The 26,111-nt window shown below is 69.4% G+C and carries 26 protein-coding genes; 14 read left to right on the top strand and 12 right to left on the bottom strand.

What is annotated here, in order from left to right; all coding sequences use genetic code 11:
• The first annotated feature begins 4 nt into the window (after nucleotides 1-4).
• The 4 genes from ACIA8G_RS26325 to ACIA8G_RS26310 all read left to right on the top strand — a co-directional run bounded on the left by ACIA8G_RS26325 (nucleotide 5) and on the right by ACIA8G_RS26310 (nucleotide 5,206).
• A complete protein-coding gene (locus tag ACIA8G_RS26325) occupies nucleotides 5-775 on the top strand; it encodes a TIGR04222 domain-containing membrane protein (RefSeq protein WP_396421322.1) in 771 nt (256 codons plus the stop codon).
• On the top strand, nucleotides 775-1,593 hold the full coding sequence (locus tag ACIA8G_RS26320) for a DUF692 domain-containing protein (RefSeq protein WP_396421321.1): 819 nt from the start codon (nucleotides 775-777) through the stop codon (nucleotides 1,591-1,593). Before ACIA8G_RS26325 ends, ACIA8G_RS26320 begins: the two co-directional genes overlap by 1 nt.
• A 1-nt stretch (nucleotide 1,594) precedes the next feature.
• Nucleotides 1,595-1,957, top strand: coding sequence for a hypothetical protein (locus ACIA8G_RS26315; RefSeq protein ID WP_396421320.1), 363 nt, complete (start codon nucleotides 1,595-1,597; stop codon nucleotides 1,955-1,957).
• A 165-nt stretch (nucleotides 1,958-2,122) separates the two neighbouring features.
• Entirely contained in the window at nucleotides 2,123-5,206 is a 3,084-nt protein-coding gene (locus ACIA8G_RS26310) for a S8 family serine peptidase (protein ID WP_396421319.1), read from the top strand.
• A gap of 3 nt (nucleotides 5,207-5,209) precedes the next feature.
• Here the strand turns inward: ACIA8G_RS26310 and hemQ are convergent, their stop codons facing one another.
• The 3 genes from hemQ to hemE are packed head-to-tail and all read right to left on the bottom strand — an operon-like array spanning nucleotide 5,210 to nucleotide 8,387.
• Nucleotides 5,210-5,902, bottom strand: a complete 693-nt coding sequence (hemQ, locus tag ACIA8G_RS26305) for a hydrogen peroxide-dependent heme synthase (RefSeq protein WP_396421318.1) — start codon at nucleotides 5,900-5,902, stop codon at nucleotides 5,210-5,212.
• A gap of 23 nt (nucleotides 5,903-5,925) precedes the next feature.
• Nucleotides 5,926-7,353, bottom strand: coding sequence for a protoporphyrinogen oxidase (hemG, locus tag ACIA8G_RS26300; RefSeq protein ID WP_396421317.1), 1,428 nt, complete (start codon nucleotides 7,351-7,353; stop codon nucleotides 5,926-5,928).
• The gene (hemE, locus tag ACIA8G_RS26295) at nucleotides 7,353-8,387 is read right to left on the bottom strand and encodes a uroporphyrinogen decarboxylase (RefSeq protein WP_396421316.1); all 1,035 of its coding nucleotides are present in this window, start codon (nucleotides 8,385-8,387) and stop codon (nucleotides 7,353-7,355) included. The genes hemG and hemE overlap by 1 nt, the downstream gene beginning before the upstream one ends.
• A gap of 72 nt (nucleotides 8,388-8,459) precedes the next feature.
• Here hemE and ACIA8G_RS26290 point away from each other — a divergent pair, with 72 nt between their 5' ends.
• Nucleotides 8,460-9,002: a DUF3000 domain-containing protein gene (locus tag ACIA8G_RS26290; protein ID WP_396421315.1), complete on the top strand. Its 543-nt coding sequence runs from the start codon at nucleotides 8,460-8,462 to the stop codon at nucleotides 9,000-9,002.
• 192 nt (nucleotides 9,003-9,194) lie between these two features.
• On the opposite strand, the gene ACIA8G_RS26285 is transcribed toward ACIA8G_RS26290, so the two are convergent.
• Nucleotides 9,195-10,334, bottom strand: coding sequence for a dipeptidase (locus ACIA8G_RS26285; protein ID WP_396421314.1), 1,140 nt, complete (start codon nucleotides 10,332-10,334; stop codon nucleotides 9,195-9,197).
• Between the two features lie 318 nt (nucleotides 10,335-10,652).
• Between ACIA8G_RS26285 and ACIA8G_RS26280 the strand changes: the two genes are divergently transcribed.
• The 3 genes from ACIA8G_RS26280 to ACIA8G_RS26270 all read left to right on the top strand — a co-directional run bounded on the left by ACIA8G_RS26280 (nucleotide 10,653) and on the right by ACIA8G_RS26270 (nucleotide 13,236).
• Complete coding sequence (locus tag ACIA8G_RS26280) at nucleotides 10,653-11,306, top strand: response regulator transcription factor (RefSeq protein ID WP_181320591.1); 654 nt, start codon at nucleotides 10,653-10,655, stop codon at nucleotides 11,304-11,306.
• A gap of 70 nt (nucleotides 11,307-11,376) precedes the next feature.
• Nucleotides 11,377-12,627 (top strand): HRDC domain-containing protein, encoded by a 1,251-nt coding sequence (locus ACIA8G_RS26275; RefSeq protein WP_396421313.1) that lies wholly within the window; start codon nucleotides 11,377-11,379, stop codon nucleotides 12,625-12,627.
• A 111-nt stretch (nucleotides 12,628-12,738) separates the two neighbouring features.
• The gene (locus ACIA8G_RS26270; RefSeq protein WP_396421312.1) at nucleotides 12,739-13,236 is read left to right on the top strand and encodes a GNAT family N-acetyltransferase; all 498 of its coding nucleotides are present in this window, start codon (nucleotides 12,739-12,741) and stop codon (nucleotides 13,234-13,236) included.
• Between the two features lie 90 nt (nucleotides 13,237-13,326).
• Here the strand turns inward: ACIA8G_RS26270 and ACIA8G_RS26265 are convergent, their stop codons facing one another.
• A complete protein-coding gene (locus tag ACIA8G_RS26265; protein ID WP_396421311.1) occupies nucleotides 13,327-13,815 on the bottom strand; it encodes an HIT family protein in 489 nt (162 codons plus the stop codon).
• Nucleotides 13,816-13,924: 109 nt separating this feature from the next.
• On the opposite strand from ACIA8G_RS26265, the gene ACIA8G_RS26260 reads away from it, so the two are divergent.
• On the top strand, nucleotides 13,925-17,107 hold the full coding sequence (locus tag ACIA8G_RS26260) for a S8 family serine peptidase (RefSeq protein WP_396421310.1): 3,183 nt from the start codon (nucleotides 13,925-13,927) through the stop codon (nucleotides 17,105-17,107).
• 51 nt (nucleotides 17,108-17,158) lie between these two features.
• Here ACIA8G_RS26260 and ACIA8G_RS26255 read toward each other — a convergent pair whose 3' ends face one another.
• Genes ACIA8G_RS26255 through ACIA8G_RS26245 form a run of 3 tightly spaced genes read right to left on the bottom strand, consistent with a single transcriptional unit; the run spans nucleotide 17,159 to nucleotide 19,151 of the window.
• Nucleotides 17,159-17,944 carry a hypothetical protein gene (locus tag ACIA8G_RS26255; RefSeq protein ID WP_396421309.1) on the bottom strand — a complete coding sequence of 262 codons (786 nt, stop codon included), beginning with the start codon at nucleotides 17,942-17,944 and terminating at the stop codon, nucleotides 17,159-17,161.
• Nucleotides 17,941-18,447: an RNA polymerase sigma factor gene (locus tag ACIA8G_RS26250; RefSeq protein WP_396421308.1), complete on the bottom strand. Its 507-nt coding sequence runs from the start codon at nucleotides 18,445-18,447 to the stop codon at nucleotides 17,941-17,943. The genes ACIA8G_RS26255 and ACIA8G_RS26250 overlap by 4 nt, the downstream gene beginning before the upstream one ends.
• A 41-nt stretch (nucleotides 18,448-18,488) precedes the next feature.
• Entirely contained in the window at nucleotides 18,489-19,151 is a 663-nt protein-coding gene (locus ACIA8G_RS26245) for a MerR family transcriptional regulator (protein WP_396421307.1), read from the bottom strand.
• 104 nt (nucleotides 19,152-19,255) lie between these two features.
• On the opposite strand from ACIA8G_RS26245, the gene ACIA8G_RS26240 reads away from it, so the two are divergent.
• From ACIA8G_RS26240 to ACIA8G_RS26225, 4 genes are all read left to right on the top strand, one after another.
• Nucleotides 19,256-20,101 carry a hypothetical protein gene (locus ACIA8G_RS26240; protein ID WP_396421306.1) on the top strand — a complete coding sequence of 282 codons (846 nt, stop codon included), beginning with the start codon at nucleotides 19,256-19,258 and terminating at the stop codon, nucleotides 20,099-20,101.
• Nucleotides 20,098-20,547: an ABA4-like family protein gene (locus tag ACIA8G_RS26235; protein ID WP_396421305.1), complete on the top strand. Its 450-nt coding sequence runs from the start codon at nucleotides 20,098-20,100 to the stop codon at nucleotides 20,545-20,547. Before ACIA8G_RS26240 ends, ACIA8G_RS26235 begins: the two co-directional genes overlap by 4 nt.
• Before the next feature lie 92 nt (nucleotides 20,548-20,639).
• Nucleotides 20,640-21,854 carry a thiolase family protein gene (locus tag ACIA8G_RS26230; RefSeq protein ID WP_396421304.1) on the top strand — a complete coding sequence of 405 codons (1,215 nt, stop codon included), beginning with the start codon at nucleotides 20,640-20,642 and terminating at the stop codon, nucleotides 21,852-21,854.
• A complete protein-coding gene (locus tag ACIA8G_RS26225; protein WP_396421303.1) occupies nucleotides 21,851-23,959 on the top strand; it encodes a 3-hydroxyacyl-CoA dehydrogenase NAD-binding domain-containing protein in 2,109 nt (702 codons plus the stop codon). Before ACIA8G_RS26230 ends, ACIA8G_RS26225 begins: the two co-directional genes overlap by 4 nt.
• 45 nt (nucleotides 23,960-24,004) lie before the next feature.
• Here ACIA8G_RS26225 and ACIA8G_RS26220 read toward each other — a convergent pair whose 3' ends face one another.
• The gene (locus tag ACIA8G_RS26220; RefSeq protein ID WP_396421302.1) at nucleotides 24,005-24,322 is read right to left on the bottom strand and encodes a hypothetical protein; all 318 of its coding nucleotides are present in this window, start codon (nucleotides 24,320-24,322) and stop codon (nucleotides 24,005-24,007) included.
• Between the two features lie 59 nt (nucleotides 24,323-24,381).
• Between ACIA8G_RS26220 and ACIA8G_RS26215 the strand changes: the two genes are divergently transcribed.
• Nucleotides 24,382-24,924 carry an HAD domain-containing protein gene (locus ACIA8G_RS26215; protein ID WP_396421301.1) on the top strand — a complete coding sequence of 181 codons (543 nt, stop codon included), beginning with the start codon at nucleotides 24,382-24,384 and terminating at the stop codon, nucleotides 24,922-24,924.
• On the opposite strand, the gene ACIA8G_RS26210 is transcribed toward ACIA8G_RS26215, so the two are convergent.
• From ACIA8G_RS26210 to ACIA8G_RS26200, 3 genes are read right to left on the bottom strand one after another with little or no spacing between them, the layout of a single operon-like run.
• Nucleotides 24,875-25,378, bottom strand: coding sequence for a DUF2199 domain-containing protein (locus ACIA8G_RS26210; RefSeq protein ID WP_396421300.1), 504 nt, complete (start codon nucleotides 25,376-25,378; stop codon nucleotides 24,875-24,877). The genes ACIA8G_RS26215 and ACIA8G_RS26210 overlap by 50 nt on opposite strands.
• A gap of 18 nt (nucleotides 25,379-25,396) precedes the next feature.
• Nucleotides 25,397-25,807: a type II toxin-antitoxin system VapC family toxin gene (locus tag ACIA8G_RS26205; protein WP_396421299.1), complete on the bottom strand. Its 411-nt coding sequence runs from the start codon at nucleotides 25,805-25,807 to the stop codon at nucleotides 25,397-25,399.
• A complete protein-coding gene (locus ACIA8G_RS26200; RefSeq protein ID WP_396421298.1) occupies nucleotides 25,795-26,082 on the bottom strand; it encodes a type II toxin-antitoxin system Phd/YefM family antitoxin in 288 nt (95 codons plus the stop codon). The genes ACIA8G_RS26205 and ACIA8G_RS26200 overlap by 13 nt, the downstream gene beginning before the upstream one ends.
• Nucleotides 26,083-26,111: the final 29 nt, after the last annotated feature.

The following is a 26,111-nucleotide window of genomic DNA, read 5'->3' as shown; positions in this document are numbered from 1 at the left end:
ACCGATGACCGCGCAGGGGACGCAGTTGTCGCCGGAACAGATCGGCTACCTGGCCGCCGGACCCGGCCGGGCCGCCGAGACCGCGCTGGCCAGGCTGCTCGACGCCGGCCTGGCGCGGGTGGGCCGCGACGGGCGGGTGTCCGCCGTGCACCAGAACAACTACGGCGCGACCACGCGGGTCGAGACGCGCATGCTCACCTACCTGCGGAACCCGGTCCGGTTCGACTCGGCCGTGAAGACCGCCGCGAACGGCTTGGAGATGCAGTCGCTGCACCAGCAACTGCTCGACCAGAAGCTCATGCGGAGCCCGCGACGCCGCCACATGTTCTGGTGGATCTGGCTCGTGTTCGCGGGTGGCCTGTGCGTTCTCGCCATCGGACTGCCAGGGGCCCTCATCGGCGCGCTGGGCTTCCTGCTCCTGGCGCTGTGGTTGCGCGGCCGGGGCCCGATCACCAAGGCGGGCCGGGAGGCGCTGCGGCCTGTGGCCGCGAGCGACCGGGTGCTCGCGGTGGCGCTGTACGGCTTCCGCGGCAAGATCGCGAGCCAGCACGTCGGCGATCTCTTCGAACTCCCCCAGAGCGTCGTCAAGATGATTCCGCTCAAACGCAAGAGGAAGTCCTCTTCGGACGGTGCCGGGTGCGGGGCGGCGATCGCCGCGTGCAGCAGCTGCGGCAGCGGATGTGGTAGCGGTGGTTGTGCGTCGAGCAGCAGCTGTTCGTCCGGTGGCAGCAGCTGCGGTGGTGGCGGAGGCTGTGGCGGCGGAGGAGGCGACTGATGGCGGGAATCACGGACCTGGGCGTCGGCATCGGCTGGCGCTCGGAGATCGACCTGACCGTGGAACGGCTGACCGGCGTGGACTTCGTCGAGGTCGTCGCCGAGAACCTCCACATCGGACACCTGCCGGAGTCGGTGACGATCCTGCGCGAGCGCGGCGTCCCGGTGCTCCCCCACGCCGTCTCGCTGTCGCTGGGCGGTGCCGAGAAGGTCGACCTCACCCGCGTCGAGCACCTCGGCAGGATCGCCGAGGCGGTGGACGCGCCGATGGTGAGCGACCACGTGTGCTTCGTCCGCGCGGGCGGGCTCGACTCCGGCCACCTGATGCCGGTGCCGCGCACCAAGGACGCGCTCGACGTGCTCGTCGCGAACGTCAAGCTCGCCCAGCAGAACCTGCCCGTGCCGCTCGCGCTGGAGAACGTCGCCGCGCTGCTGGAGTGGCCGGACGGCGAGCTGTCCGAGGGCCAGTTCCTCGCCGAGCTCGTCGACCGCACCGACTGCTGGCTGCTGGTCGACGTCGCGAACCTCTACGCGAACGCCCGCAACATCGGCACGGATCCGGAACGGTTCCTTGACGAGATTCCGCTGGAGCGATTGGCTTACGTGCACGTGGCCGGTGGCGTCGACAACGGCGCCGTCTACCACGACACACATGCCCACGCCGTGTTGCCGGAAGTGCTCGGCGTACTCGACGAACTGTGTTCCCGCGTCACACCGCCCGGCGTTCTGCTGGAACGCGACGACAACTACCCGTCCGACACCGAAATCGCGTCCGAACTGGCCGCGATCCGCGCCGTCGTGGACAAACATCGTGACTGAAATGACCGGCGGGAATGATCCTTCAGCGGCCCGCGAAAGGCTTGCCGCCCGTCAGGCAGAGCTGCTGAATGCTTTGCTCGCGAAAGGACCTGTCCCGGCGGGATTCGACGAACAACGCTTCGACGTCGAGCGTCGCGCGTTGCTGTCGAAACGCCGCGGCATCGCGCGGACGCTGGGCCCGGAGGTCGCCGACGAGCTCGGCGACCGGTTCCGGCCGCTCTTCGACGCCTACGCGGTCGACCATCCGCGCCGTTCAGGCTCCCGCGCGCGCGAGGATGCGGCCGCGTTCGCGGAATGGTGCCGTGCCTCCGGAGAACTGTCAGCGAAACGCAAGGCGCGCTGGAAGTTCTGGCAGTCGAACTGACGGGCGAACAAAAGTCCACCAAGAATCCCCCATTCAGCCCTGTGTGACCCCCGCCACCATCGATACGTTCAAAAGTGTCGGGGGACCTTTTTAACATTGCCGTAGAAGGCCTTCCGGCCTGCGCGGACCACAGCGCGCAGAAATTCGAACCATGAGGGGATTCGAATGCGCGGTAAATCCACAATGCTGGGCGCCGCCTTCACGGCGCTCGCACTGACCGCGGTACCGCCGACACTGGCGTCAGCGGCACCACAGGCGAACACGATCCAGAAGGCGGTCGACGAGGTCACACTCGTGACCGGCGACAAGGTCCTGGTAGGACAGGACAGGCAGGTCATCGCCATCCAGCCCGGTGAGGGCCGCAAGGGCATGACCTTCAAGACCCACCGCGGTGCCGACGGGCACACGATGGTCGTTCCGAAGGACGCGTTCGGGCCGTTGGCGGCGGACCGGCTCGACCGCAGACTCTTCGACGTCACCACGTTGCTCGAGTTCGGCTACCGGGACCGGATGCCGTTGATCGTGGACGGTCAGGCCAGACTCGGCGCCCGCTCGGCGAACGACTGGAACGCTCTCAAAGCGACGACCGACTCCGGTGAGAAGGTCTGGCTCGACGGCATCCGCAAGCCGAGCCTGGACCGCAGCGTCGCGCAGATCGGCGCACCGGCCGCGCACCAGCGCGGCATCACCGGCACAGGCATCAAGGTCGCCGTCGTCGACACCGGCATCGACCAGAACCACCCCGATCTCAAGGGCAGGGAGATCGCGGAGAAGAACTTCACCAGCGACCCGGACAACACCGACAACGTCGGTCACGGCACGCACGTCGGCTCGACCATCGCGAGCGTCGGGTCGCGCTACGGCGGCGTCGCCCCCGGCTCGCAGCTGCTCGACGCGAAGGTCTGCGTCGAGTTCGGCTGCCAGGAGTCGTGGATCCTCGACGGCATGCGCTGGGCGGCGGAGCAGGGCGCCCAGGTCGTCAACATGAGCCTCGGCGGCGGTGACGGCCCGGAGATCGACCCGCTCGAGCAGGCCGTCAACGACCTGACCGCGAAGCACGGCACGCTGTTCGTCATCGCGGCGGGCAACGCGGGTGCGACGGGCTCGGTCAGCTCGCCCAGCACGGCGGAGGCCGCGTTGTCGGTCGGCGCCGTGGACCGCGACGACAAGCTCGCTCCGTTCTCCAGCAAGGGCCCTCGCGTCGGGGACAGCGGCCTCAAGCCCGAGGTGACCGCACCCGGCGTCGGCATCGTCGCCGCCAAGGCCGGCACCACCGAGCACTTCGCGGCCAGCGGCACGTCGATGGCGACCCCGCACGTGGCGGGCGCCGCGGCCCTGCTGCGCCAGCAGCACCCGGAGTGGACGCCCGCACAGCTCAAGTCGGTGCTGGCCACCACGGCCAAGCCGACGCCGGGCGTGAGCGCGTTCGACCAGGGCGCCGGCCGCATCGACGTGGCCAAGGCGATCAACCAGGTGCTGACCGCCGACGTCGTCGCGGTCAACCTCGGCCTGCACGAGTGGCCGCACGGTGACGACAAGCCGGAGACCAAGTCGATCACCTACAGCAACCCGACCGACGCGGCGGTCACGCTCGACCTCGCGCTCAGCACCAGCGCGCCGTCGGGCATGTTCTCGCTGGGCGCCTCGAAGGTCACCGTGCCGGCCAAGGGCACCGCGGCCGTCAAGGTCACCGGTGACAGCCGCGTCGGCACCCTGGACGCCGCGTACTCGGGCGAGGTCGTCGCCACGTCGGGTACGCACACCGTCCGCACGCTCGTCGGCATCGACCGCGAGGTGGAGAGCTACGACCTCACGATCGACATGACCGACCGCGCCGGGCAGGACCCGGAGAGCTCGCTGACGTTCATCGACGGCCTGGACAGCCGGTCGTTCAAGGTGATCTTCAGTGCGGGCGACCAGAAGATCCGCATGCCCAAGGGCCTCTACGCGCTCGACACGACGATCCCCAACGGCCAGGGCGCGGACATGCTGTTCCAGCCCACGGTGAAGCTGACCGGCAACCTGACGATCAAGCAGGACGCCCGCCTGGCGCAGCCGTTGTCGGTGCAGGCGCCGGAGCCCCACGGCGACTTCACCGTCGGTGTACTCAGCTGGAAGCGCACGCACAACGGGCAGTCGATGCAGGCCGCGGTCATCAGGTTCGGCGGCTTCGACGGGCTGGCCGCCGCGCAGATCGGCGGACCGCTCTCACCGAAGGAACTGGCTTCGCTCGCGGTGCTGCACGCCAACACCACGGCCGATCCGCACACGTTCTACCGGCTGGCCTACCCGGTGGCAGGCAGTCTGCCGAACGGGCTGACGCGCGCGCCGAGCAAGAACGAACTGGCCCGCGTCGAAGCCACCATCGGTGGTCTCAAGCCGGACAGCCTGGCGTCCAAGGGCGAGCTGCCGTTGTCCGAGCACGGCCTGAGCGGTGGCACGGCCCTCTACCCGGTCGCGGTGGGCGCCAAGGCGGTCGATTACGTGACGACCGAAGACATGCGCTGGCAGTCCGTCCTGAGCATCCGCCACGGCAGTGGCGCCCAGGAACGCCAGGTCTCCGGGCTCCGCACGTACGAGGCGGGCAAGACCCACCAGGAGAACCTGAACCGGCCGGTGTTCTCACCGGGTCTGCCCGAGGGTCCGTACCCGTTCGCCGAGCGGTTCGGCACCCAGCTCTACCTCGGGGTGCCGCTGTTGAGCGACTCGACCCACGGCGACGGAGCGTCCACTGTGGACGTCGCCAGGTCCGCCCTGTACCGCAACGGCGCGTTGATCGGTGAAGCGGCCGCTCCCGCTGCCGTCTTCAACAACGTGCCGCTGGCCGAGGGCGACTACCGCGCCGAGATGAGTCTCGACCGGAGCTCGCAGTTCGAGTTCAGCACCAAGGTGTCCGGGACGTGGACCTTCAAGTCCAAGGGCACCGAGGGCAAGCTCGACACGTTGCCGCTTTCGGTCGTGCGCTTCGAACCGAAGCTCGACGGGAACGGCGCGGTGCCCGCGGGCACGTTGCAGCGCGTCGGTCTGCTCACCCAGTCCCAGGGCGACACGGGCAAGGTGCGCGTCACCGGGGTCGAGTACTCGCACGACGACGGCAAGTCGTGGCGCCGTGCGGGTGTGGTCGGCAACAGCGCGTTGATCTACCACCCGGCGAACGCGCAGTGGACCTCGTTGAAGGCCACTGCGACGGACGCCAAGGGGAACACCGTTGAACTGACGGTGATCCGGGCCTACAAGGTCGGTGCCTGATTTCTAGGGCAGGTTGGTAACCAGCTCGGCGGCCGGGACGCGGGTGCCCGTGTAGAAGGGGATCTCCTCACGCACGTGCAGCCGCGCCTCGGTGCCGCGCAGGTGCCGCATCAGGTCGACGATGCGGTGCAGCTCGTCGGCCTCGAACGCGAGCATCCACTCGTAGTCGCCGAGCGCGAACGACGCCACGGTGTTCGCGCGCACGTCCGGGTAGTCGCGGGCCTCCTTGCCGTGGTCCGCCAGCATCTTGCGGCGGTCCTCCTCCGGCAGCAGGTACCACTCGTAGGACCGCACGAACGGGTAGACGCAGACGTACTTGCGCGCCTCTTCACCCGCGAGGAACGCGGGGATGTGGCTGCGGTTGAACTCCGCGGGCCGGTGCAGCGCGACCTGCGACCAGACCGGCGTCGAGACCTTGCCGAGCGGGGTGCGGCGGAAGCCCGTGTAGGCGGCCTGCACCTGCTCGATCTCCTCGGCGTGCCACCAGATCATGTAGTCCGCGTCGGCCCGCAGACCGGCCACGTCGTAGACGCCGCGGACGACGACGCCCTTGCCCTCCAACGCGTCCAGGTAGTTCTGGGTCTCCGAGGCGGCGGCCGAACGGTCCTCCGGCAGCTTGCCGGGTTCGACCCGGAACACCGACCACATCGTGTAGCGGATGGTGTCGTTGAGCTCGTTGTAGTTCAGGCGCGCCATAGGTCCATCTTGGCACGACCGGTTCAGCGGCGAACGCGGCCCAGCAGGTGGGCTGCGACACGGGCGGCGGCCGCGTCGGCGGTGGCGATGCACGCGGGCACGCCCACGCCGTGCAGCGTGGCGCCGGCCACGGCTAACCCCGGCACGTCGCCGATGCCCTTCTCGATGGTGTCCACCAGGTCGACGTGCCCGACGCCGTACTGCGGCAGCCCGCCGCCCCACCGCTGCACCACGTAGTCGATCGGCGCGGCCTTGACGCCCGTCAGCTCGAGCAGGTCGTTGCGCACGGCCTTGACCAGGTCAGCGTCGCTGCGCTGCAGCAACGCCGTCTCGCCGTGCCGCCCGACCGAACCGCGCACCAGCACGGGTTCCCCGTAGTGGGCCCACTTGCGGCTGGAGAAGGTGAACGCCTTGGCGGTGAACGCGGTGATGCGGTCGCTGTAGCGCTCCCCCTCGGCGATCAGCACCCCGGAGCGGTCCGGCAGCGCGGTACCCGGCGGCAGCGCCAGCGCGACCACGGCCATCGAGGCGACCTCGACCTTGCCGTACGCGGCGGACACCTGCGGCGCGATCTCCGACAGCAGCTTGCGGGCGCTCGGTGCGGGGACGGCGAGCACCACGCCGTCGCACTCGAGGTACTCCGGCGTCGCGGCCGAGCCGATCTCCAGGCGCCAGCCGGCGCCCAGCCACGTCAGCACGCGGACGGGCAGCCCCAGGCGGATCTCCGGCTTCGCGACCTCGGCGAGCCGGTCGACGAGCGCCGAGACACCGTCGTTCAGCGTGGCGAACACGGGCGGACGGGCCGCGCGTGGTTGCGGCGGCGCGGGCATCATCATCGCCGCGGCCGCCAGCAGTGAGCCGACGCCCTTGTCCAGCAACGTCGCGATCTGCGGCATGGTGGCGCGCAGGCCCAGCTCGTCCGCGCGGCCCGCGTAGACGCCGCCCAGCAGCGGGCTCACCAGGCGGTCGGCGACCTCCGGGCCGAACCTGTCCTTCATCAGCCCGCCGACGGCGACGTCGCCGCCCCTGAGCTCGATCGGCGGCAGCGTCGGTTCCATCTCGACCCGCAGCGCGCCCTCGGACGACAGCATGTGCCGCACGGTCTCGACCGACGCCGGGATGCCCATGAACGTGTGCGCGGGCAGCTGGTGCGTGCGCCCCGCCGCGTGCACCGAGGCCTTCGCGGACGTCGGGTGCACGACGTGGCCGGTGAGCCCGACCTCCTCGATCAGCTCCTGCGCCTCCGGCTTGCGGTGCAGGAACGCCTCCGCGCCCACGTCGAACCGCACGCCGGCCAGCTCGACCGTGCGCAGCTTGCCGCCGAGGCGGTCGGACTGCTCGATCACGGTGATCCGCGCCGCCGGCCCGAGCAGCATCCGCAACCTGTGCGCGGCAGCCAGGCCGGAGATGCCTCCTCCGACAACAGCGACGTGCGGCGCTCTTCCGTGCATTACAAGCTGTGGATCAGTTCGACGGTCCGGGTGATGATCTCCGGATCGGTGTCGGGCAGCACGCCGTGGCCGAGGTTGAAGATGTGGCCGGCGGCGGCCTTGCCCTCGGCGTGGATGCGGCGGACCTCGGGTTCGAGGGCCTCGAAGCCCGCGAAGAACAGCGCCGGGTCGAGGTTGCCCTGCACGACCGGCTTCGGCAGCTCGGGAGCGGCCTGTTCGAGCCGCGCGACCGCCACGTCGAGGGGGACGCGCCAGTCGACGCCGACGACGTCCGCGCCGGCCTCGCGCATCGCGGGCAGCAGTTCGCCGGTGCCGACGCCGAAGTGGATGCGCGGCACCGTCGTGATCGTCTCGAGGACGCGCTTCGAGTGCGGCAGCACGAACTCGCGGTAGTCGCGCTCGGACAGCGCGCCCGCCCACGAGTCGAACAGCTGGACCGCCTGCACGCCCGCGCCGAGCTGCGCGTGCAGGAAGGCCGCCGTGACGTCGGCGATCTTGGCGAGCAGCGCGTGCCACAGCTCGGGGTTGCCGTGCATGAGCGCCTTGGTGCGCTCGTGGTTCTTGCTCGGCCCGCCCTCGACCAGGTAGCTCGCCAGCGTGAACGGCGCTCCGGCGAACCCGATCAGCGCGACCTGCTGCGGGAGTTCCTTCAGCAGCAACCCGATCGCGTCCGCGACCGGCTGGACCTGCTCGGCGTGCAGCTCGGGGAGCCTCTGCACGTCTTCGAGCGTCCGCACCGGGTTCGCGACGACCGGGCCGGTGCCCGCGACGATGTCGAGGTCGACACCGGCGGCCTTGAGCGGCACCACGATGTCGGAGAAGAGGATCGCGCCGTCGACGCCGTGCCGCCGGACGGGCTGCATGGTGATCTCGCAGACCATCTCCGGGTCCATGCAGGCGTCGAGCATCGCGGTGCCCTGACGAAGTGCCCGGTACTCGGGCAACGACCGTCCCGCCTGCCGCATGAACCAGACAGGGGTGTGCGACGGGGTGCCGCCACTTGCGGCCACGAGGAGGGGTGCTTGGTTCGTCATCTCTCTTTCATGGTCCCACGTCTCGGCGTGCCGCCATCACTCGGCCGGATTGCGAGGCATACAGTCAGTTGCGTGACCGAGCCGGAAATCTTCCGCCGGGCGGTGGGGACGCTCAAGTCGGTTCGCACCAGGCCCGAGATCGAACTCACCGAGGTTCGCCCACCGCAGCGGCTCGCGCCGTGGGCGTACGCGCTGACGGCTGAGGTCACCGGCCCGTCGGACGAGCTGTCGACCGGGAGGCTCGTGCTGCTGCACGACCCGGACGGCGACGAGGCGTGGGGCGGTGTCCTGCGCGTTGTGGCGTACGTGCGCGTCGAACTGGACCACGAGCTGGCGTCCGATCCGCTGCTGCCCGAGGTCGGGTGGTCGTGGCTGACGGAGGCGCTCGAGCAGTCCGGTGCCGGGTTCACCGCGCTGGGCGGGACCGTGACGCAGACGTCGTCGGCCCGGTTCGGCGACATCGCCGGGCCCGCGCGGACGGACGACCTGGAGCTGCGCGCGTCGTGGACGGCGCTCGACGGTGAGCTGGCCGAGCACGGCACGGCCTTCTACGAGCTGATGGCGACCGCGGTGGGTCTGCCGCCGGTGGGGGTCACGCTCTTCGGACAGCGCTAGTGGTGTGGCGCGAAACGTTGCCGGTGAATTCGCGGTCAGACGGACGCATCGTGGTGCCGCCCCCGCGTCCTCATACTGGATGTATGGGGGCGCGGGGGCGGTGCCGCGAGGCGCCCTGCTGAGCGTGAATACACCGCCAACGTTTCGGGCCGCACCACTAGCCGTCCTGGGGTGACCCCCCCTCCGGCCGTCCTAGTCCGCGTCGCGGAGCACTCGCAGGATGTTCGCGCCCGCGAGCTTGGTGCAGTCGTCCTCCGACCAGCCCTTGTCGAGCAGCGCGCCGATGAGGTTCGGGTAGGTAGAGACGTCCTCGAGCCCCTGCGGGAGCTCCTTCACGCCGTCGTAGTCGCCGCCGAGCCCGAGGTGGTCGATGCCGACGACCTCGCGCGCGTGGTCGAGGTGGGCGACGACGTCGTCGATCGTGACGGCCGGCTTCGGCTCGCCGGTCCACGCCTCCACGAACTTCTTCCTGGCGTCCAGGTCAGCGTGCTTCTCACCGGCGGCCGTCATCGCGTCACGAAGGGCTGCGTCCCATTCAGCGACACGGGGTGACACGAAGTCTGGGACAAATGTGATCATGGCCACACCGCCGTTGGACTTCAGCCTCACCAGGACGTCGTCGGGAATGTTGCGCGGGTGATCCGCAACGTGGCGGCACGACGAGTGGCTGAAGATGACGGGCTTGACGCTCGTGTCGAGCGCGGCGTGCATCGTGCTCGGCGCGACGTGGCTCAGGTCGACGAGCATGCCGATGCGGTTCATCTCGCGCACGACCTCGTGGCCGAACTCGGTGAGCCCGCCGTGTTCTGGCTGGTCAGTGGCGCTGTCGGCCCACGGCGTGTTGTCGTTGTGGGTGAGCGTCATGTAGCGGACACCCAGCCGGCGCAGTGCGCGCAGCACACCGAGTGAAGAGTTGATGGAATGTCCGCCCTCGGCCCCGAGGAGGGAGGCGACACGCCCGGACGCGAAAACTTTTTCAGCCTCTGCGGCACTGGTCGCGATGCCGAGGTGATCCGGGTACCGCTCGGCGAGCTCGTAGACCAGTTCGACCTGCTCCAGCACCGCCGTGACAGCGCCGTCGGAAGACAGCCGGCACGGAATCCAGACGGACCAGAACTGCATGCCGAGGCCGCCCTCGCGCATTTTCACGATGTCCGTGTGCAAGCTGGGATGACGTTCCGTGAGATCGATCTTCGCGGCGGTCGTGTAGACGTCTTCGGCTGTTCCGTCGCCGAACTCGCGCAGAGCCCACGGCAGGTCGTTGTGGCCGTCGACGAGGGGAACACGCTGCAACAACGCCCGTGCTCGACCGAGACCGGTACTGCTGGACACAACCAACTCCTAGATGTCGTTCTGAGAGGGGCTCGTGTTACTCCCCCTATCTAGTTGTCATCCGATCGTGTGACACATGGGGCCATCTGTCACAACTCAATAGGGATAGATACCCGATTGATCGTCCCGTAGACCCGCATGGGCGGCTACGCTGCCCCAGACGACACCACTTTCGGTCGATCAGTGGCGCGGCTGATTGGACGAAAGTCTCCGGTGCCGGTCGGGGGGCACGACCGACTCCAGGGAGGTAGTGACGTGGCTGCCGTCGGCTTAGGTCAGGCCGTTCGTACCACGCCAGCCGGCTCGTTGCCGGCGAACATGGTCCCGCACCCGCGGGAAGAGCTTTTTTCAGTGCTGGTGGTCGACGACCACCCACTGCTGAGGGAGGCGATATCAGCTCGGCTCACACAAATGGGAGCCGGGACAGTGCATGAGGCCGCATCGGTGGCGGAGGCTCGGGCGCGGGCACTCGCTACCGGACCGTGCGACCTCGCGATTCTCGATCTGGGCCTGCCGGATGGCACCGGCATCGACCTGGTCACGGAACTCCGTGCTCAGGGCTGGCCCCGCATCGTGGTCCTCGCATCCTCCGACGACCCCTACGCGGTCAGGTCGGCCTTCCAGGCGGGCGCCCAGGCGTACCTCCTGAAGTCCGCCTCTCCGATGGTGGTCACCGACGGGGTGCGCAGGGTTCTCGATGGTGGCGTTTACGCAGATCCGAGCGTGGCACCAGTACTCGCAGCGGGTACTCGGGTGCCGGGCACGGACAACACGCCGCGGGAACTTTCCGCGCGTGAGGTCGAGGTGCTCCAGCTGGTCGCCGATGGCCAGAGCAACAAGGAAATCGGCGAGGCTCTGAGCCTGTCCGCGTTGACGGTGAAGTCTCACCTGTCGCGGATCGGCCGGAAGCTGGGCACCGGTGATCGCGCTCAGATGGTCGCGCTGGCCATGCGTGCCGGCGTGATCCGTTAGATACCGGTTTGAAGCACTGAACCGGCCGAGAACACCTGTGGGTGGTGCGATCGTCGTAGGGTCATCCGCTGTGGATGTACCCGCCGACGAGCCAACCGCACCAACCGGACCAGATCCGGTACCGCTGACGGAACCTGCTGATGGGGTTCCGCCCGTGGTCGCCGATCCTGCTGCGCTCCGGCGAGCCGCTGACGCGCTCGCCGGGGCGAAGGGCCCGGTCGCGGTGGACACCGAGCGAGCCTCGGGCTACCGCTACTCACAGCGTGCCTATCTGGTGCAACTGCGCCGGGAAGGCGCCGGCACCTGGTTGGTCGATCCGATCGCTCTAGGCGGACGGCTGGACCCGCTGGTGCAGGCGCTGGATGGCACTGAGTGGGTGTTGCACGCGGCGTCTCAGGACCTGCCGTGCCTCGCCGAACTCGGGCTGCGACCCGGCGTGCTGTTCGACACCGAGCTGGCGGGCAGGCTGGCTGGGTTCGAACGCGTGGCATTGGGCACGCTGGTCGAGCGACTGCTCGGCTATCGGCTGGAGAAGGGGCACGGCGCGGCCGACTGGTCGCGCCGCCCCCTTCCTGCCGACTGGCTGACGTATGCCGCTCTGGACGTGGAGCTGCTCGTGCAGCTGCGCGACGTTCTCGAAGCCGAGCTGGAGCGCCAGGGCAAACTCGCCTGGGCGCTCGAGGAGTTCGAGGCGGTACGGACGGCGCCGTTGCCGCGCCCCCGTACCGACCCCTGGCGGCGCACGTCGGGAATCCACCGCGTGCGCAACCAGCGTCAGCTCGCCCTGGTCCGAGCGTTGTGGGAAGCCCGCGACGCCGTGGCCCGCGACCGCGACATCGCCCCCGGCCGAGTCCTCCCGGACTCCGCACTGATGGAGGCAGCCGCCCGCAACCCCGCTTCGGAAGCCGAACTCCTGGCGTTGCCGGTGTTCCGCGGCCGAGCCCAGCGCCGCATGTCCGGCGTCTGGATGAACGCCCTGCGCAAGGCAGGAGCACTGCCCAAGTCGGAGCTCCCCGAACCCGCCGGCCAGCACGACGGCCCGCCCCCGCCCAACCGCTGGGCGGACAAGGACCCGGACGCCGCAGCCCGCCTGGCCGCGGCCCGCACCGCGCTGGCGGCCATCGCCGAGGCCAACACCCTCCCGGTGGAGAACCTCCTGCTGCCCGACCTGGTGCGCCGCACCTGCTGGCAACCGCCAGAGGACCTCTCCCCCGAGTCCGTGGCCGCCGTGCTGCGCGAGTCCGGGGCCCGGTCGTGGCAGATCGACCTCGTCCTCGAAGGCATGGCCAAGGCTCTGACGGCGACAGCCCCGACGCCCTGACCGTCCAATATCCAATATATCAGTTCCGCTGACCTGCCCCTTAGCAATGACTCTTTGGACTTCGTCCGCAAAAGACTCGTTGCAAGGGGCAGTTTCGCGATGATCGGGGGCGTGACGGACGACATCGGCACCGACCGGCTGAACCTGCTGCCGCTGCGGGTCGAGCACGCCGCGGAGATGGCCGGGGTGCTGGCGGACCCCGCGCTGCACACGTACACCGGCGGCGCCCCGGCCACGCCGGAGGAACTGGACGCCCGGTACCGGCGGCTGGTCGCGGGTTCTCCCGATCCCGCGGTGCGCTGGCTGAACTGGGTGATCAGGCTGCGCGAGGAGGGCTGTCTCGTCGGCACCGTCCAGGCGACGATCACCTCGGCCGAGGCTCTGGCCGAGATCGCGTGGATCGTCGGCACGCCGTGGCAGGGCCGGGGCATCGCGGGCGAGGCGGCGAGAGGTCTCGTCGGGTGGCTCGGCACCCAGTCGGTGCGCACCGTTGTGGCGCACATCCATCCTGACCATCGCGCGTCCGCTGCCGTTGCCGCTTCTGCTGGGCTTGCCGCCACCGATGAGTGGCAGGATGGCGAGGTCCGGTGGCTGAAGCCCTTGCAATGATTCTTTTGCGGACGAAGTCCAAAGTCTCATTGCTAAAGCGCAGGTCACGAGGTGTTCCCAACCGATATATCAGTGGGACGCGCCGATATATCAGTTGGCCATGCGGTCGCCGAGGCGCCGGGCGAGGTCGGCCACCTCGTCGTCGGGCAGGTCGAGGTGGCCGCGAGAAGCCTCGAAGACGGCGATCTGCTGATCTTCGTAGGGCACTCCGGGCGGCAACGGCGCGAGGTGCCAGTGCACATGCCGGTTGGCCTGCTGGCTGCCGAGCGACAGCACGTAGAGCCGCTCGACGGGCACCAGCTCGCTCAGAGCGCTGCCCGCCCGGTGCACGACCCGCTGGATCGCCGCGTACTCGTCCGGGGTGAAGTCACCGAGGGCGTGCTCGCGGTGGTCGACCGGCGCCACGAGGAAGTGGCCGGCGACCGACGGGAACCTGCTCGCGAAGACGATGGCGACGTCGTCGCGGTAGGCGACGTGGTGCGGGTAGCCGGGGTTTCCGGCGAGCAGTTCGCAGATGAAGCAAGCGCGGCGAGCGAGTTCGAGGTAGCTGTCGGGATCCCACGGCACACGGGTCGTCATGCGCTCCACATGTACCCGGATCTTGACCGTTGCCTGATGCGAAATTTCGGGGCCCGGTGACGGACATATGCCCTCCGAGGAGCAGTCCGTCCCCAAGGAGAGGCCTCCGTTGACACAACATCGCCCCCTAGCCGTGCTCGGCCTGGTGCTGACCACGGCACTCGCCGGCATCACCCCCGCCACCGCGACCACGGCCGACACCAGCCGACCCACCGCGAGCCAGCCGACAGCCAGCCACTGGATCACCCTGATCACCGGTGACCAGGTCCGCACCGACGACAAGGGCAGGCCGGCCGAGTTCAAGCCGGCGCCCGGCCGCGAACGCATCCCCGTCGCCACCCGCGAGGACGGCACCCACCTGTATGCAGTGCCGGCCGACGTCGAAGGCATGATCAGCGAGGGCCGGCTGGACCGGCGCCTGTTCGACCTCGCCCTGCTGAGCCGCCCCGAGTACCTCAAGCGCAAGGGCCTCGGGCTGCTCGTGTCCGGCCATCGGCTGCAGGGAGCCCGCTCGTTCAGCCGCATCGGCGTCGACGCGGTCACGGTGACCGCCGACAACGCGCCGAACGTGTGGAAATCGCTGGCGGACAACCAGCGTGGTGCCAAGACCACGATCTGGCTGGACGCGGTGCACCAGGCCGCGCTCGACCGCAGCACCGCCCAGATCGGCGCCCCGCAGGCGTGGCAGGCCGGGTTCGACGGCAAGGGCGTGAAGATCGCCGTGCTGGACACCGGCGTCGACAACACCCACCCCGACCTCGCCACTCAGGAGGTCGCGGAGAAGAACTTCACCGACTCGCCGGACAACCAGGACCGCGTCGGGCACGGCACGCACGTCGCGTCCATCGCCGCCGGCACCGGGGCGAAGTCGGGCGGGAAGTTCAAGGGCGTCGCTCCGGGCGCGCGCGTCCTCGACGGCAAGGTGCTCGGCGACGACGGTTCCGGGTATGAGTCCGGGATCCTCGCGGGCATCGAGTGGGCGGTCGAACAGCAGGCCGACGTCGTCAACATGAGCCTTGGCGGGCACGACAGCCCGTTGCTCGACCCGATGGAGATCCTGATCAACAAGGTCTCCCAGGAGACCGGCACGCTGTTCGTGATCGCATCGGGCAACGCCGGCCCGAACTCGGTCGGCTCGCCCGGCAGCGCGGACGCCGCGCTCACCGTCGGTGCGGTGGACCGCGCCGACAAGCTCGCGAGCTTCTCCAGCACCGGGCCGCGCAACGGTGACGGCGCGATCAAGCCGGACATCACCGCGCCCGGCGTCGGCATCGGTGCGGCGGCCGCGGGCCGGCTCGGCGAGACCCAGCCCAAGCCCGCCGAGGGCTACGTCTCGCTCAGCGGCACGTCGATGGCCACCCCGCACGTCGCGGGCGCGGCGGCGATCCTGGCGCAGGTGCACCCGGACTGGCGCGGCGACCAGATCAAGGCCGGGCTGATGGCGAGTGCCAGGCCGGGCGCGTACAACCCGTTCGAGCAGGGCGCGGGCCGCACGGACGTCGCCAAGGCGATCAAGCAGACGGTGACCACGGGCTCGGTCTCGTTCGGCACGGCGCTGTGGCCGCACCACGACGACGTCCCGATCAAGCGCGATCTCGTCTACCGCAACGCAGGCGACCAGCCGGTCACCCTCGACCTCGCGATGAACACGGCCGCACCGCAGGGTTTCTTCACCCTCGGCGCGACCAAGCTGACCGTGCCCGCGCGCGGCACCGCGAGCACCACGCTCACCGCCGACACCAAGCTGGGCGGTGACGCCTCCGGCACGTTCAGCGCGTACATCAACGCGAGCGGCGGCGGGCAGACCGTCGTCACCCCGGCGGCAGTGACCCGCGAACCCGAGCGGTACAGCGTCACGGTCAAGGCGATCGGCCGCGACGGCAAGCCCGCCGCGGACTGGCGCACCGATCTGCAGGGCGTCACCGGCGAGGCCAAGAGCACGTACCACGAGCTCGGCACGGGCCTCGAGACCCTGCGCCTGCCCAAGGGCCGCTACCTGCTGAGCGGACGCCAGTGGGTCGGTCCCGAGCAGCCGAACCCGAACTACAACTGGTTCAACGGCACCAACATCGAGGTCAACGCCGACACCACGATCACGCTGGACGCGCGTCAGGCCAAGCCGGTCGACATCGCGCTGCCGGGCAACCCCGCCGAACGCCACTCGTACATCAGGGTGGGCCACAAGCTGCCCTCCATGGGGTACGGCTTCGGTCTGCTCGGCCTGCCCCTCAACGTCCTCAGCACCGCGCACGTCGGGCCGGAGGGCAAGTCCGGCGAGATGGACGAACTGGTCACCGCCTCCTACACCGCGGCCGACCGGGAGGAGTTCCACGTCATCGACCAGTCCACGACGCTCACGAAGTTCTGGACCGGCTACCGCAAGCACCTCAAGGCCAAGGACCTCGTCACCATCGCGGCCTCGGCCGGTGCGACCGCAGAGGGACGCACCGGGTTCCTCCACGCGGCCGCCGCCGTCGGTGACAGCGCGGTGTTCGGCGTGGCCTTCGGATACTCCTTGCCGCACACGCGAAAGCTCCACCTGTACTCCCCCAGGCACACCTGGGGCTTCCGCTTCGAGCAGGACAACGGCGACGACACCGAGGCGTACTGGACCGGCCCCGACGAGCAGTTCAAGCCGGGCCGCACCTACAAGAAGTCCTTCAACACCGGCGTTTTCGGCCCGGCGCTGACCAACGAGCGCCGCGTCGGCCTGTACCGCGACCGCGACATCCTCTTCGGCAGCCTGCCGTTCTTCACCGACGGCCAGGGCCGGAGCGGCGGCTCGGTGGTGGACTCCGGGTCCACCGTGCTCAAGCAGGGCGGCAAGGTGATCGACTCGACCGACCGGCCGCTCGACCTGGAGACCTTCTTCTCCCTGCCCTCGGCACCGGGCCGGTACGAGCTGACCACCACGGCGAACCGGTCCGGCGTCGCCGCGATCAGCACGTCGGTCACCACGACCTGGGGCTTCGACTCGGCCACGACCGACGGCGTCGCGAAGGTGCCGCTGTCGATGGTGCGGTTCACGCCGGAGATCGGCCTGGACGGCACCCTTCCTGCCCTCCGGTACCAGCGGATTCCGCTCACCGTCCAGGGCGGGCAGACAAGGTCGCTGACCGCGCAGGTGTCCTTCGACAAGGGCGCCACGTGGCAGAAGGCGTGGGTCGTGGGCGGCGCGATGTTCGTGGCCAACCCGGCCAAGGGCGGGAGCGTCTCGCTGCGGGCCACCGCGGTGAGCAAGGGCGGTGACTCGGTCACCCAGACCGTGATCAACGCCTACCTGACCAAGTAGGAGAAACCGCGATGGGGGCCCGGCCAGGCCGGGCCCCCCATCGTCGTTCTCTCAGCGGCCGGGGAAGGCCTCGTCGTAGACCGCCCGCAGGCTGGGCTCGTCGAGACCGCTGTACCCGCAGCCCATGACGCGCAGGTCGGCCGCCGCGACGAGGTACCGCCTGCCGACCTCGGGATCGAACCCGGCCAGCACCGGCGAGTTGCCGGTGTTGCGGACCTCGACGAAATCGGCCTCGCCGGTCCAGGCGCGGTGCACCTGCAGCGTCACGACGTTGCCCTCGATCCGCAGCACGGTGGCCTCGAACGCCATGTGCGCCTCGGCGGCGAGCACCGCGGCTTCCGGCTTGCGGCACCGCACGTCGGGGTCCTGCTCGCCGTCCGTCAGCACCGCGACCGTGGTCTTGCGGCCGTCCGACGGGCTGGTGCTGACCGCAGGCGGCGTCACCGGCGGCGTCGAGGTACCCGGCTGCGGCCGGCCGCTGAGGGTCGGTCGTCCCCCGTTGCCGCCGGGATCGGGCGTGCCCGTTCCCATCCCCGGACCGGGCTGGGCCGACGACGGCATTGCGACGCCCGGATCCGGCTGCTGCCCGGACCCACCGGCCGTCCACACGACAACCCCGGCGGCCACCGCGATCGCCGCCGCAGCACCGACGAGCACCGGCCGCCGCATCAACGGACCGCGCGTGTGCTCGAACACCTTGCGCTCCAACGGGTGGGCGAGCACGGCACCGGCGACGAGCCGCCGCGCTTCCTCCTCCGGCAACGGGCGCAGCGAGGCCGCGGGATCGGCGCGGCGCATCCGGTCGCGCAGGTCGTCCCCTGTCGGTTCTCCGGTCATGGCCGCTCTCCTTCCGCCTGCTCGTCCAGCAGGGACTTCAACTTCCGGCGTGCCCGATGCAGGCGGATGCTGACCGCGTTGGCACTCATCCCGACCACCTGGGCGATCTCGGCGGGACCGAGCTCCTCCCACGCCCACAGCCGCAGCAGTTCGACGTCCACCACGGACAACCGGCCGAGCGCCCTGGCCAGTGCCGGATCGGGGTCGTCCCTGGCCGGGGCGTACTCGGGCGGTCTGGCCAGCTGCCAGATCCGCACGAGCAACCGGTCCTGCCTGCGCCGCGCGCGATCGGCGTTGGCGAGGCAGTTGCGCGCCACCGCGTATGCCCAGGCCAGCGGTTCGGCCGGCATCTCGTCACGGCGCCGCCACGCGACCAGCAGCGTCTCGGACAGCACGTCGTCCGCGGTCGCGGCGTCGGTCCGCCGGGCCAGGTACCGGCGCAGCGGCTCGATCAGCTCCTGTGCGACGGCTTCGAACTCAGTCTGGCGCGGTTCCACGTCCACCTGCTCCACCCCAGAACATGTCCGGCAGGACGTCCGCTCTTTCACTTCCCGCGAGGAATCTCCTGCCGGGGGTCGTCAGCGTCGCCGAGCACCTCACGCGACACCTGAGCGTGCGCGAGCCGTCGCACGGCCTTGATGACGGCGTCCCCGATGAGCGTGCCGACGACCATCGCCTCGATGACGGCATCCGCCGATCCGCGCCGCGCGATGTAGTCGATGTCGGCCTGAGCGATGATCTTCAGCCCGTCCAGGTAGGGGTCCAGCAGCTCGCGGAAGTCGTCATGACCGACCGACCGGGCCGCGGACAGGGCGGCGGCGAGCATGTGGGTCACGTTGCTCTCGGTGACGTCGACGCACTCGGTCTCGCCCTGGCGCTCGAAGAACGCCTGGACGTCCTCGATGGCGAGCGGGTCGAGCTCGACCGAGCCCGGCTGGCTGATGGCCTCCTGCACGGCCCCGAGCTTGTTGTGCAGCGAGTCGTCGTGGGTGTCGACCGCGCCCAGCACCTCCCGCACGGCCGCGATAGACAATCCGCCGACGTCCACCAGAGCCCGCACGAGCCGGAGCCTGCGCAGGTGCTCCTCGTCGTAGTGAGCCTGGTTCGGGCTGGTCAGCACGCCGGCGGGCAGCAGTCCCTCGCGCAGGTAGTACTTGATCGTCGGCACGGGAACGCCGCTTCGCTTCGACAGCTCGCCAACACGCATACGGATAGTGTAGCTTCCAGATAGTAGAGAGTGCCGATATCCATTCAGGGGGTAGAGAGATGCTTCGCACGTGGCACCGCCCATTAGTCATCTTCGGCTTGGCGATGATGCTGCTGATCCCGGTCGCGCTCGTCGGACTCCTCGTCGACGACCGGACGCTGGTCAACTCGCCGATCTGGCTCAAGCCGCTCAAGTTCGCCGTGTCGCTCGCGATCTACGCGTTCACGCTGGCGTGGCTGCTCACGTACCTGAAGAAGTTCCAGCGGGCCGGCTGGTGGGCGGGCACGGTGCTCGCGACCGCAGGTCTGCTGGAGATGATCGTGATCGTCGGCCAGGTCGTGCGCGGCAAGCGCAGCCACTTCAACTTCGAGACGCCGCTCGACGGCGTGTTGTTCTCGATCATGGGTTTGACGATCGTCGTGCTGTGGGTGACCCACGCGACCGTCGCGATCCTGTTGTGGCGCACGAAGATCGAGAACGAGGCGCTGACGTGGTCGATCCGGCTCGGGCTCGTCATCTCGTTCCTCGGCCTCGGCGTCGGGTTCCTGATGACGCAGCCGAAGCCCGGCCAGGCCCTCGACGGCGGCACCCTCGGCTCGCACACGGTCGGCGCACCCGACGGTGGCGCCTACATGGCGATCACCGGGTGGAGCACCGAGCACGGTGACCTGAGGGTCGCGCACTTCGTGGGCATGCACGCGCTGCAGGTGCTGCCGGTGGTCATCGCACTGCTCGGCCACCGCGCCGGCACGAGGCTCGCGTGGGTTCTCAGCGGATCGTTCCTGGGGATCTTCCTGCTCGTGACCTGGCAGGCGCTGCGCGGCCAGTCGCTGGTCCAGCCCGACAGCACGACCCTGCTCACGCTCGCCGGCATCGTCGTCGCCACCGCCCTGGGCGTGGTGTGGGCGCGCGGATCGAAGAAGACGAAGAAGGAGTACGCACTCGCATGACCGCCACCCTGTTCAGCCTGACGTTCCTGCTCATCGCGCCGTTCTGGCTGCTCATGATCTTCGCGCCGAAGTGGTCGTGGACGCAGCGGATCGCCGAGTCCTACCTGATCGTCCTGCCGCCGGTCGCGATCTACGTCGTGCTGATGATCCCGATGCTGCCCGAGCTGATCCCGCTGGTCACGCGACCCGAACTGGGCCCGCTGGCCGAGTTCATGGCCACCGACACGGGCGCGGCGCTGGTGTGGGCGCACATGATCGCGTGGGACCTGTTCGTCGGGCGCTGGATGTACCTCGAAGGCCGCCGGCTCAACGTCCACCCGCTGGTCATGGCACCCGTTCTGGTGATCACGATCCTGCTGGCCCCGGTCGGGTTGCCGCTGTTCCTGATCGTGCGCAAGGTGTGTGACACAACCAACAGGGGTGCCACAGTGGTTACTGGCCAGTAATAAGGGCTACAGTTGGCGTTACCGACCGGTAGGGATGTCGCGCAGCCCCGCCGGTAGTGGACAGAGTTGTCACCACAAGTGGAGGAGACGCCGTGGCCGCACCAGCAGCGCCGGCACGCGTTCGGAACGTGGTCTTCGTCGACGGCGTCCGGACGCCGTTCGGCAAGGCCGGCCCGAAGGGCATTTTCGCCGAGACCCGTGCAGACGACCTCATCGTGAAGGTCATCCGTGAGCTGCTGCGCAGGCACCCCGAGCTGCCGCCGGAGCGCGTCGACGAGGTCGCCATCGCGGCGACCACGCAGATCGGCGACCAGGGCCTCACGCTCGGCCGCACCGCCGCACTGCTCGCGGGCCTGCCGAAGTCGGTTCCCGGTTACTCCGTCGACCGCATGTGCGCGGGCGCGATGACCGCCGTGACCACCGCCGCGAGCGGTATCGCGTTCGGCGCGTACGACGTCGCCATCGCCGGTGGCGTCGAGCACATGGGCCGCCACCCGATGGGCGAGGGCGTCGACCCGAACCCGCGCTTCCTGTCGGACAAGATCGTCGACACCAGCGCGCTCGTGATGGGCCAGACCGCGGAGAACCTGCACGACCGGTTCCCGCACATCACCAAGGACCGCACGGACGCCTACGCGGCCGCTTCCCAGGCCAAGTACGCGGACGCGATCAAGAACGGCAAGATCGGCCCGGAGCTCGTGCCCGTCGCGACCCGTTCCGCGGAGCACGGCTGGGGCCTCGCGACGGCCGACGAGCCGCCGCGTCCCGGCACCACGGTCGACGACCTGGCGAAGCTCAAGACGCCGTTCCGCCCGCACGGCCGGATCACCGCGGGCAACGCGGCCGGTCTGAACGACGGCGCGACCGGCTGCATCCTCGCCGAGGAGGAGACCGCGCGCGAGCTCGGCCTGCCCGTCGGCATGCGGATGGTCGGCTACTCGTTCCTGGGCGTCGAGCCCGAGGTCATGGGCATCGGCCCGGTGCCCGCCACCGAGAAGGCTCTCGAGCGCGCCGGTCTGTCCATTGAGGACATCGGCCTGTTCGAGGTCAACGAGGCGTTCGCGATCCAGGTGCTCGCGTTCCTCGACCACTTCGGCATCGCCGACGACGACGCCCGCGTGAACCAGTGGGGCGGCGCGATCGCGACCGGCCACCCGCTGGCTTCCTCCGGCGTGCGCCTGATGACGCAGCTGTCGCGTCAGTTCGCCGAGCGTCCGGACGTCCGTTACGGCCTCACCACCATGTGCATCGGCATCGGCATGGGTGGAACGGTCATCTGGGAGAACCCGAACTGGAGTGGCAAGTGACCATCACCGCTGAGGAAGCAAAGGCGATCTTCCCCGACGAGGTCGTCACCGTTGCCAAGACTCGTCTGATCTCGGTGCCGGGCTTGGACAAGCCGGTCGCGTTCATCACGATCGACAACGGCCTGGACCACACCCGTCCGTCGACGTTCGGCCCGCAGTCGCTGGTGTCGCTCGGTGCGGCGTTCGACGAGGCCTACGCGGCCTCGCCGGCCGCGATCGCGGTGACCGGCAAGCCGTTCATCTTCGCCGTCGGCGCGGACCTGACCGCGGTCGAGAAGGCCACGGACCGCTCGCAGGGCCTGACGATCGGCCAGCTGGGCCACGACGTCTTCAAGAAGTTCACCGACTCGGACATCCCGACCTTCGCCTTCGTCAACGGCGCGGTCATGGGCGGCGGGCTCGAGCTCGCGCTGTCGTGCCACTACCGCACGCTGGCGTCGAACGCGGCCGCGATCGCGCTGCCCGAGGTGTTCCTGGGCCTGTTCCCGGGCTGGGGCGGCACGCAGCTGCTGCCGAACCTGATCGGCGCCAACGACGCCGTGACGGTGATCTTCGAGAACGCGTTGAACCAGAACAAGATGCTCAAGCCGAAGGAAGCTCTGGCCCTGGGCATCGCGGACGTGCTGTTCGACTCCGCGGACTACCTGGAGCAGTCGCTGCTGTGGCTGTCCGGTGTCGTGCGCGGCGAGATCACCGTGGCGCGCAAGGAGATCGACCGCGGCGAGGCGTGGGACGCCGCCGTCGCGCGTGCCAAGGCGATCGTCGCCGGCAAGACCAAGGGCGCGGCTCCCGGAGCGGAGAAGGCTCTGGCACTGCTGGAGCTGGCGCGCGAGAACGACCTGGTCAAGGGTTACGCCGCCGAGACCGAGGGCCTCGCGGACCTCGTCATGAGCGACGAGCTGCGCGCGGGTCTGTACTCGTTCAACCTGGTGCAGAAGCGTGCGAAGCGCCCGGCCGGTGCGCCGGACAAGTCGCTGGCGCGCAAGGTCACCAAGGTCGGCGTCGTCGGCGCGGGCCTGATGGCCTCGCAGATGGCGCTGCTGTTCATCCGCCGCCTGCACGTGCCGGTCGTGCTGACCGACATCGACCAGGCGCGCGTGGACAAGGGCGTCGGCTACGTCCACAGCGAGATCGACAAGCTGGCCGGCAAGAAGCGCATCTCGCCGGACGAGGCGAACCGCCTGAAGGCGCTCGTGTCCGGTTCCCTGGACAAGGCCGCGTTCTCCGACGCCGACTTCGTGATCGAGGCCGTGTTCGAGGACCTCGCCGTGAAGCAGCAGGTGTTCGCCGAGGTCGAGGAGCACGTCTCCCCCGAGGCCATCCTCGCCACGAACACCTCGTCGCTGTCCATCACGGACATGGCGTCGAAGCTCAAGCACCCCGAGCGGGTCGTGGGCTTCCACTTCTTCAACCCGGTCGCGGTCATGCCGCTGCTGGAGATCGTGCGCGCCGAGCAGACCGACGACGCCACCCTGGCGACGGCGTTCTCGGTCGGCAAGCAGCTGAAGAAGTCCTCGGTCCTGGTGAAGGACGCGCCCGCGTTCGTCGTGAACCGCCTGCTGACCCGCTTCATGGGCGAGGTCATCAAGTCGGTCGACGAGGGCACCTCCTTCGAGGTCGCCGACAAGGCCACCGAGCCGCTCGGCCTGCCGATGTCGCCGATGATCCTGCTGCAGCTGGTCGGTTCCGCCGTCGCGCTGCACGTGTCGGAGACGATGCACGGCGCGTTCCCCGACCGCTTCTCGGTGTCGGAGAACATGAAGAAGTTCGTTGCCGCCGGCAAGGGTGCCGTCTGGCAGTGGGACTCCACCGGCAAGCAGACCGTCGACCCCGAGGTCCAGGCGCTGTGGGAGTTCGGCTCCTCACCGCTGACGGGCGAAGAGGTCAAGACGCGCGCGCTGGAGGCGTTGGCCGAGGAGATCCGCATCATGCTCGACGAGGGCGTGGTCGCGGAGGCGCAGGACATCGACCTGTGCATGCTCCTGGGTGCCGGGTGGCCGTTCTGGCTGGGCGGCATCACGCCGTACCTGGACCGCTCCGGCATCTCGGAGAAGGTCACGGGCAAGCGTTTCCTGGCGCCGGGCGTGGCGTCCGTGCCTGCCTGACGTTGCGATAGCTGAAACCCCGGCTCCCTCGACGGAGCCGGGGTTTCACTCTGTTTCGGGCTGGTACTGCTCCGCCGAGCCGTCCTTGCGGATGAAGTAGGCCTCGATGTTCGTCGCGCGCAACGTCACCTCGGACCCGGCCACCAGGTCCCGGAAGCGCAGCAGGTCAGGCAGCCCGATGGCGACGACGTCGAACGGGTGCTTCTGCCGCAGCATCAACGACCGCCGCAACGCCTCGCTGAACGCCCTGCGCGGCGAGTCGTCGTCATCGGGGACCTCCACCAGCGCGCCTTCGAGATGACGTTCGAGCGCGGCCCGCACGTGGTCCGCCGTGCACCACGTCGCGATCTCCGTGAGAGTCATGTGTCCCGTATCGGGAAAAATCACGCGATCATTAGCCGTCCGGATGTTTCGATCCTGTCATGTTGTCCCGGCCCGCGATCCTGGTCGACGTCGACGGCCCGCTGAACCCGTACCTGGCGAAGCCGACCCGGCGCCCGGCCGGCTACTCCACGCACCGCATCCGGCCTGCGGGTTTCTTTCGGCCGCTGCGCGTGTGGCTGGACCCCTCGCACGGCCCGTGGCTGCTCTCGCTGGCCGCCGCGACGGGCGCGGATCTGGTGTGGGCGACGACGTGGGAACACGAGGCGAACGAGTTCATCGGGCCGGTTCTGGGTCTGCCGGAGCTGGAGTGGATCGACTTCGGCGGGCGCGGCGCCGACCACCGCGACGGTCACCACGGCAAGGTCGCGGCGATCACCGAGTGGGCGGGCACGCGGCCGATCGCCTGGCTGGACGACGAGTTCCAGAAGCGCGATCCGGAGTGGGCGGCGGCCCGGCCGGGGACGCTGCTGGTGCCGGTCGACGCCCGCAAAGGCATCGGCATCAGCCACCTGGACCGGATCCAGGCGTTCTTCACTGGTGCAGCGCTAGCTCCGCGATCTCCTGGACGCGTGCGACCGTGATGCCCTCGCGCTGCTCGACCGCGAGCGGGTGGTCAGTGGGCTCGAGCTCGATCAACGGCCGGATGCCGAGCTCCTGCGTGTGCAGGTTGGTCTTGAGGTTGAGCGTCGTGGGCGCGTAGCCGGGCAGGATGACCGACAGCCACCCGAAGTACGGCGGCTCGTTCACGCGGGCCGGGTCCGCGAAGACCTCGGCCATGCGCAGGAAGTTCTCCTCCGAGAGAGACACCCACGCACCCCACTCGAAGTCCTCGTCGGCGTCGTGCACCGGCAGCACGATGCGGCCGCGCACGAAGTGGTGCTCATCGTCGATCACGCACTGCTCGTCACCGAGCACGTTGCCGGGACTCCCGGCGAGGCCCGGGTTCCAGTAGACCGGCGCGGCCATCGAGTAGCCGAACGGCAGGCCGTCGTGTTCCTGACCGCAGCACGTGCAGGTGAATCCCCCAGAGATCATGCCGAGCAGCCTAGGGGTTCAGACCTGACGGATCGGCACGACCTCGACGAGCCGGTCGAGGTCCTTGAAGTCCTTCACGTTCATGGTCAGCACGGGCATCCCCGCGACCGCCGCGGTGGCCGCGATCTGCAGGTCCATCCTGCGCGGCCGCGGGCTGCGGCCCGCCCTCCGGACCAGTGAGGCCATCTGTCCGTAGATCTTGGCTTCCTCCAGCCCGAACGGCAGCACCTCGAACTGCTGCTGCGCGGCGTAGAACCGCTCGGTGCGCGCGAACCGCTCGACCGGGTCGTCCGTGTCGATCCCGAACGCCAGCTCCGCGATCGTCACGGCGCTGAGGAACGGCTGCGCGTGCACGTACGGACCGAGCTGGACGTGCTCGAGGCGGATCACCACGCACGTGTCGAGCAGGATGCGGCTCAGCTCTGCCACGGGTCTTCCAGCGGGTCGTCCGCACCGAAGACCTCATCGGCCGCGCGCTGGTCGGCTTCCCAGCGGTCGGCGTCCACGGACGGCAGCCGGCTGAACGCCAGTTGCACGTCACCGAGCTCCGGCAGCCGGGGCGCGGCGTCGGCGCGGTACGGCAGGAGCTGGGCGACCGGTTTGTTGTTGCGGGTGACCACGAAGCTCTCACCCGCCTCGACACGCCTCATGATCTCCGCGTTGTCGTTGCGGAGCTCGCGCTGTCCGATGGCAGTAAGCGACATAGCACCAAGGTAGCACTCTTCCCTAAAAA

It is taken from the genome of Lentzea sp. NPDC051213 (assembly GCF_044455585.1).
Lineage (GTDB): Bacteria > Actinomycetota > Actinomycetes > Mycobacteriales > Pseudonocardiaceae > Lentzea.
Note: the sequence above shows the minus strand (reverse complement) of the source record. Positions and strands in the feature narration are given on the sequence as shown.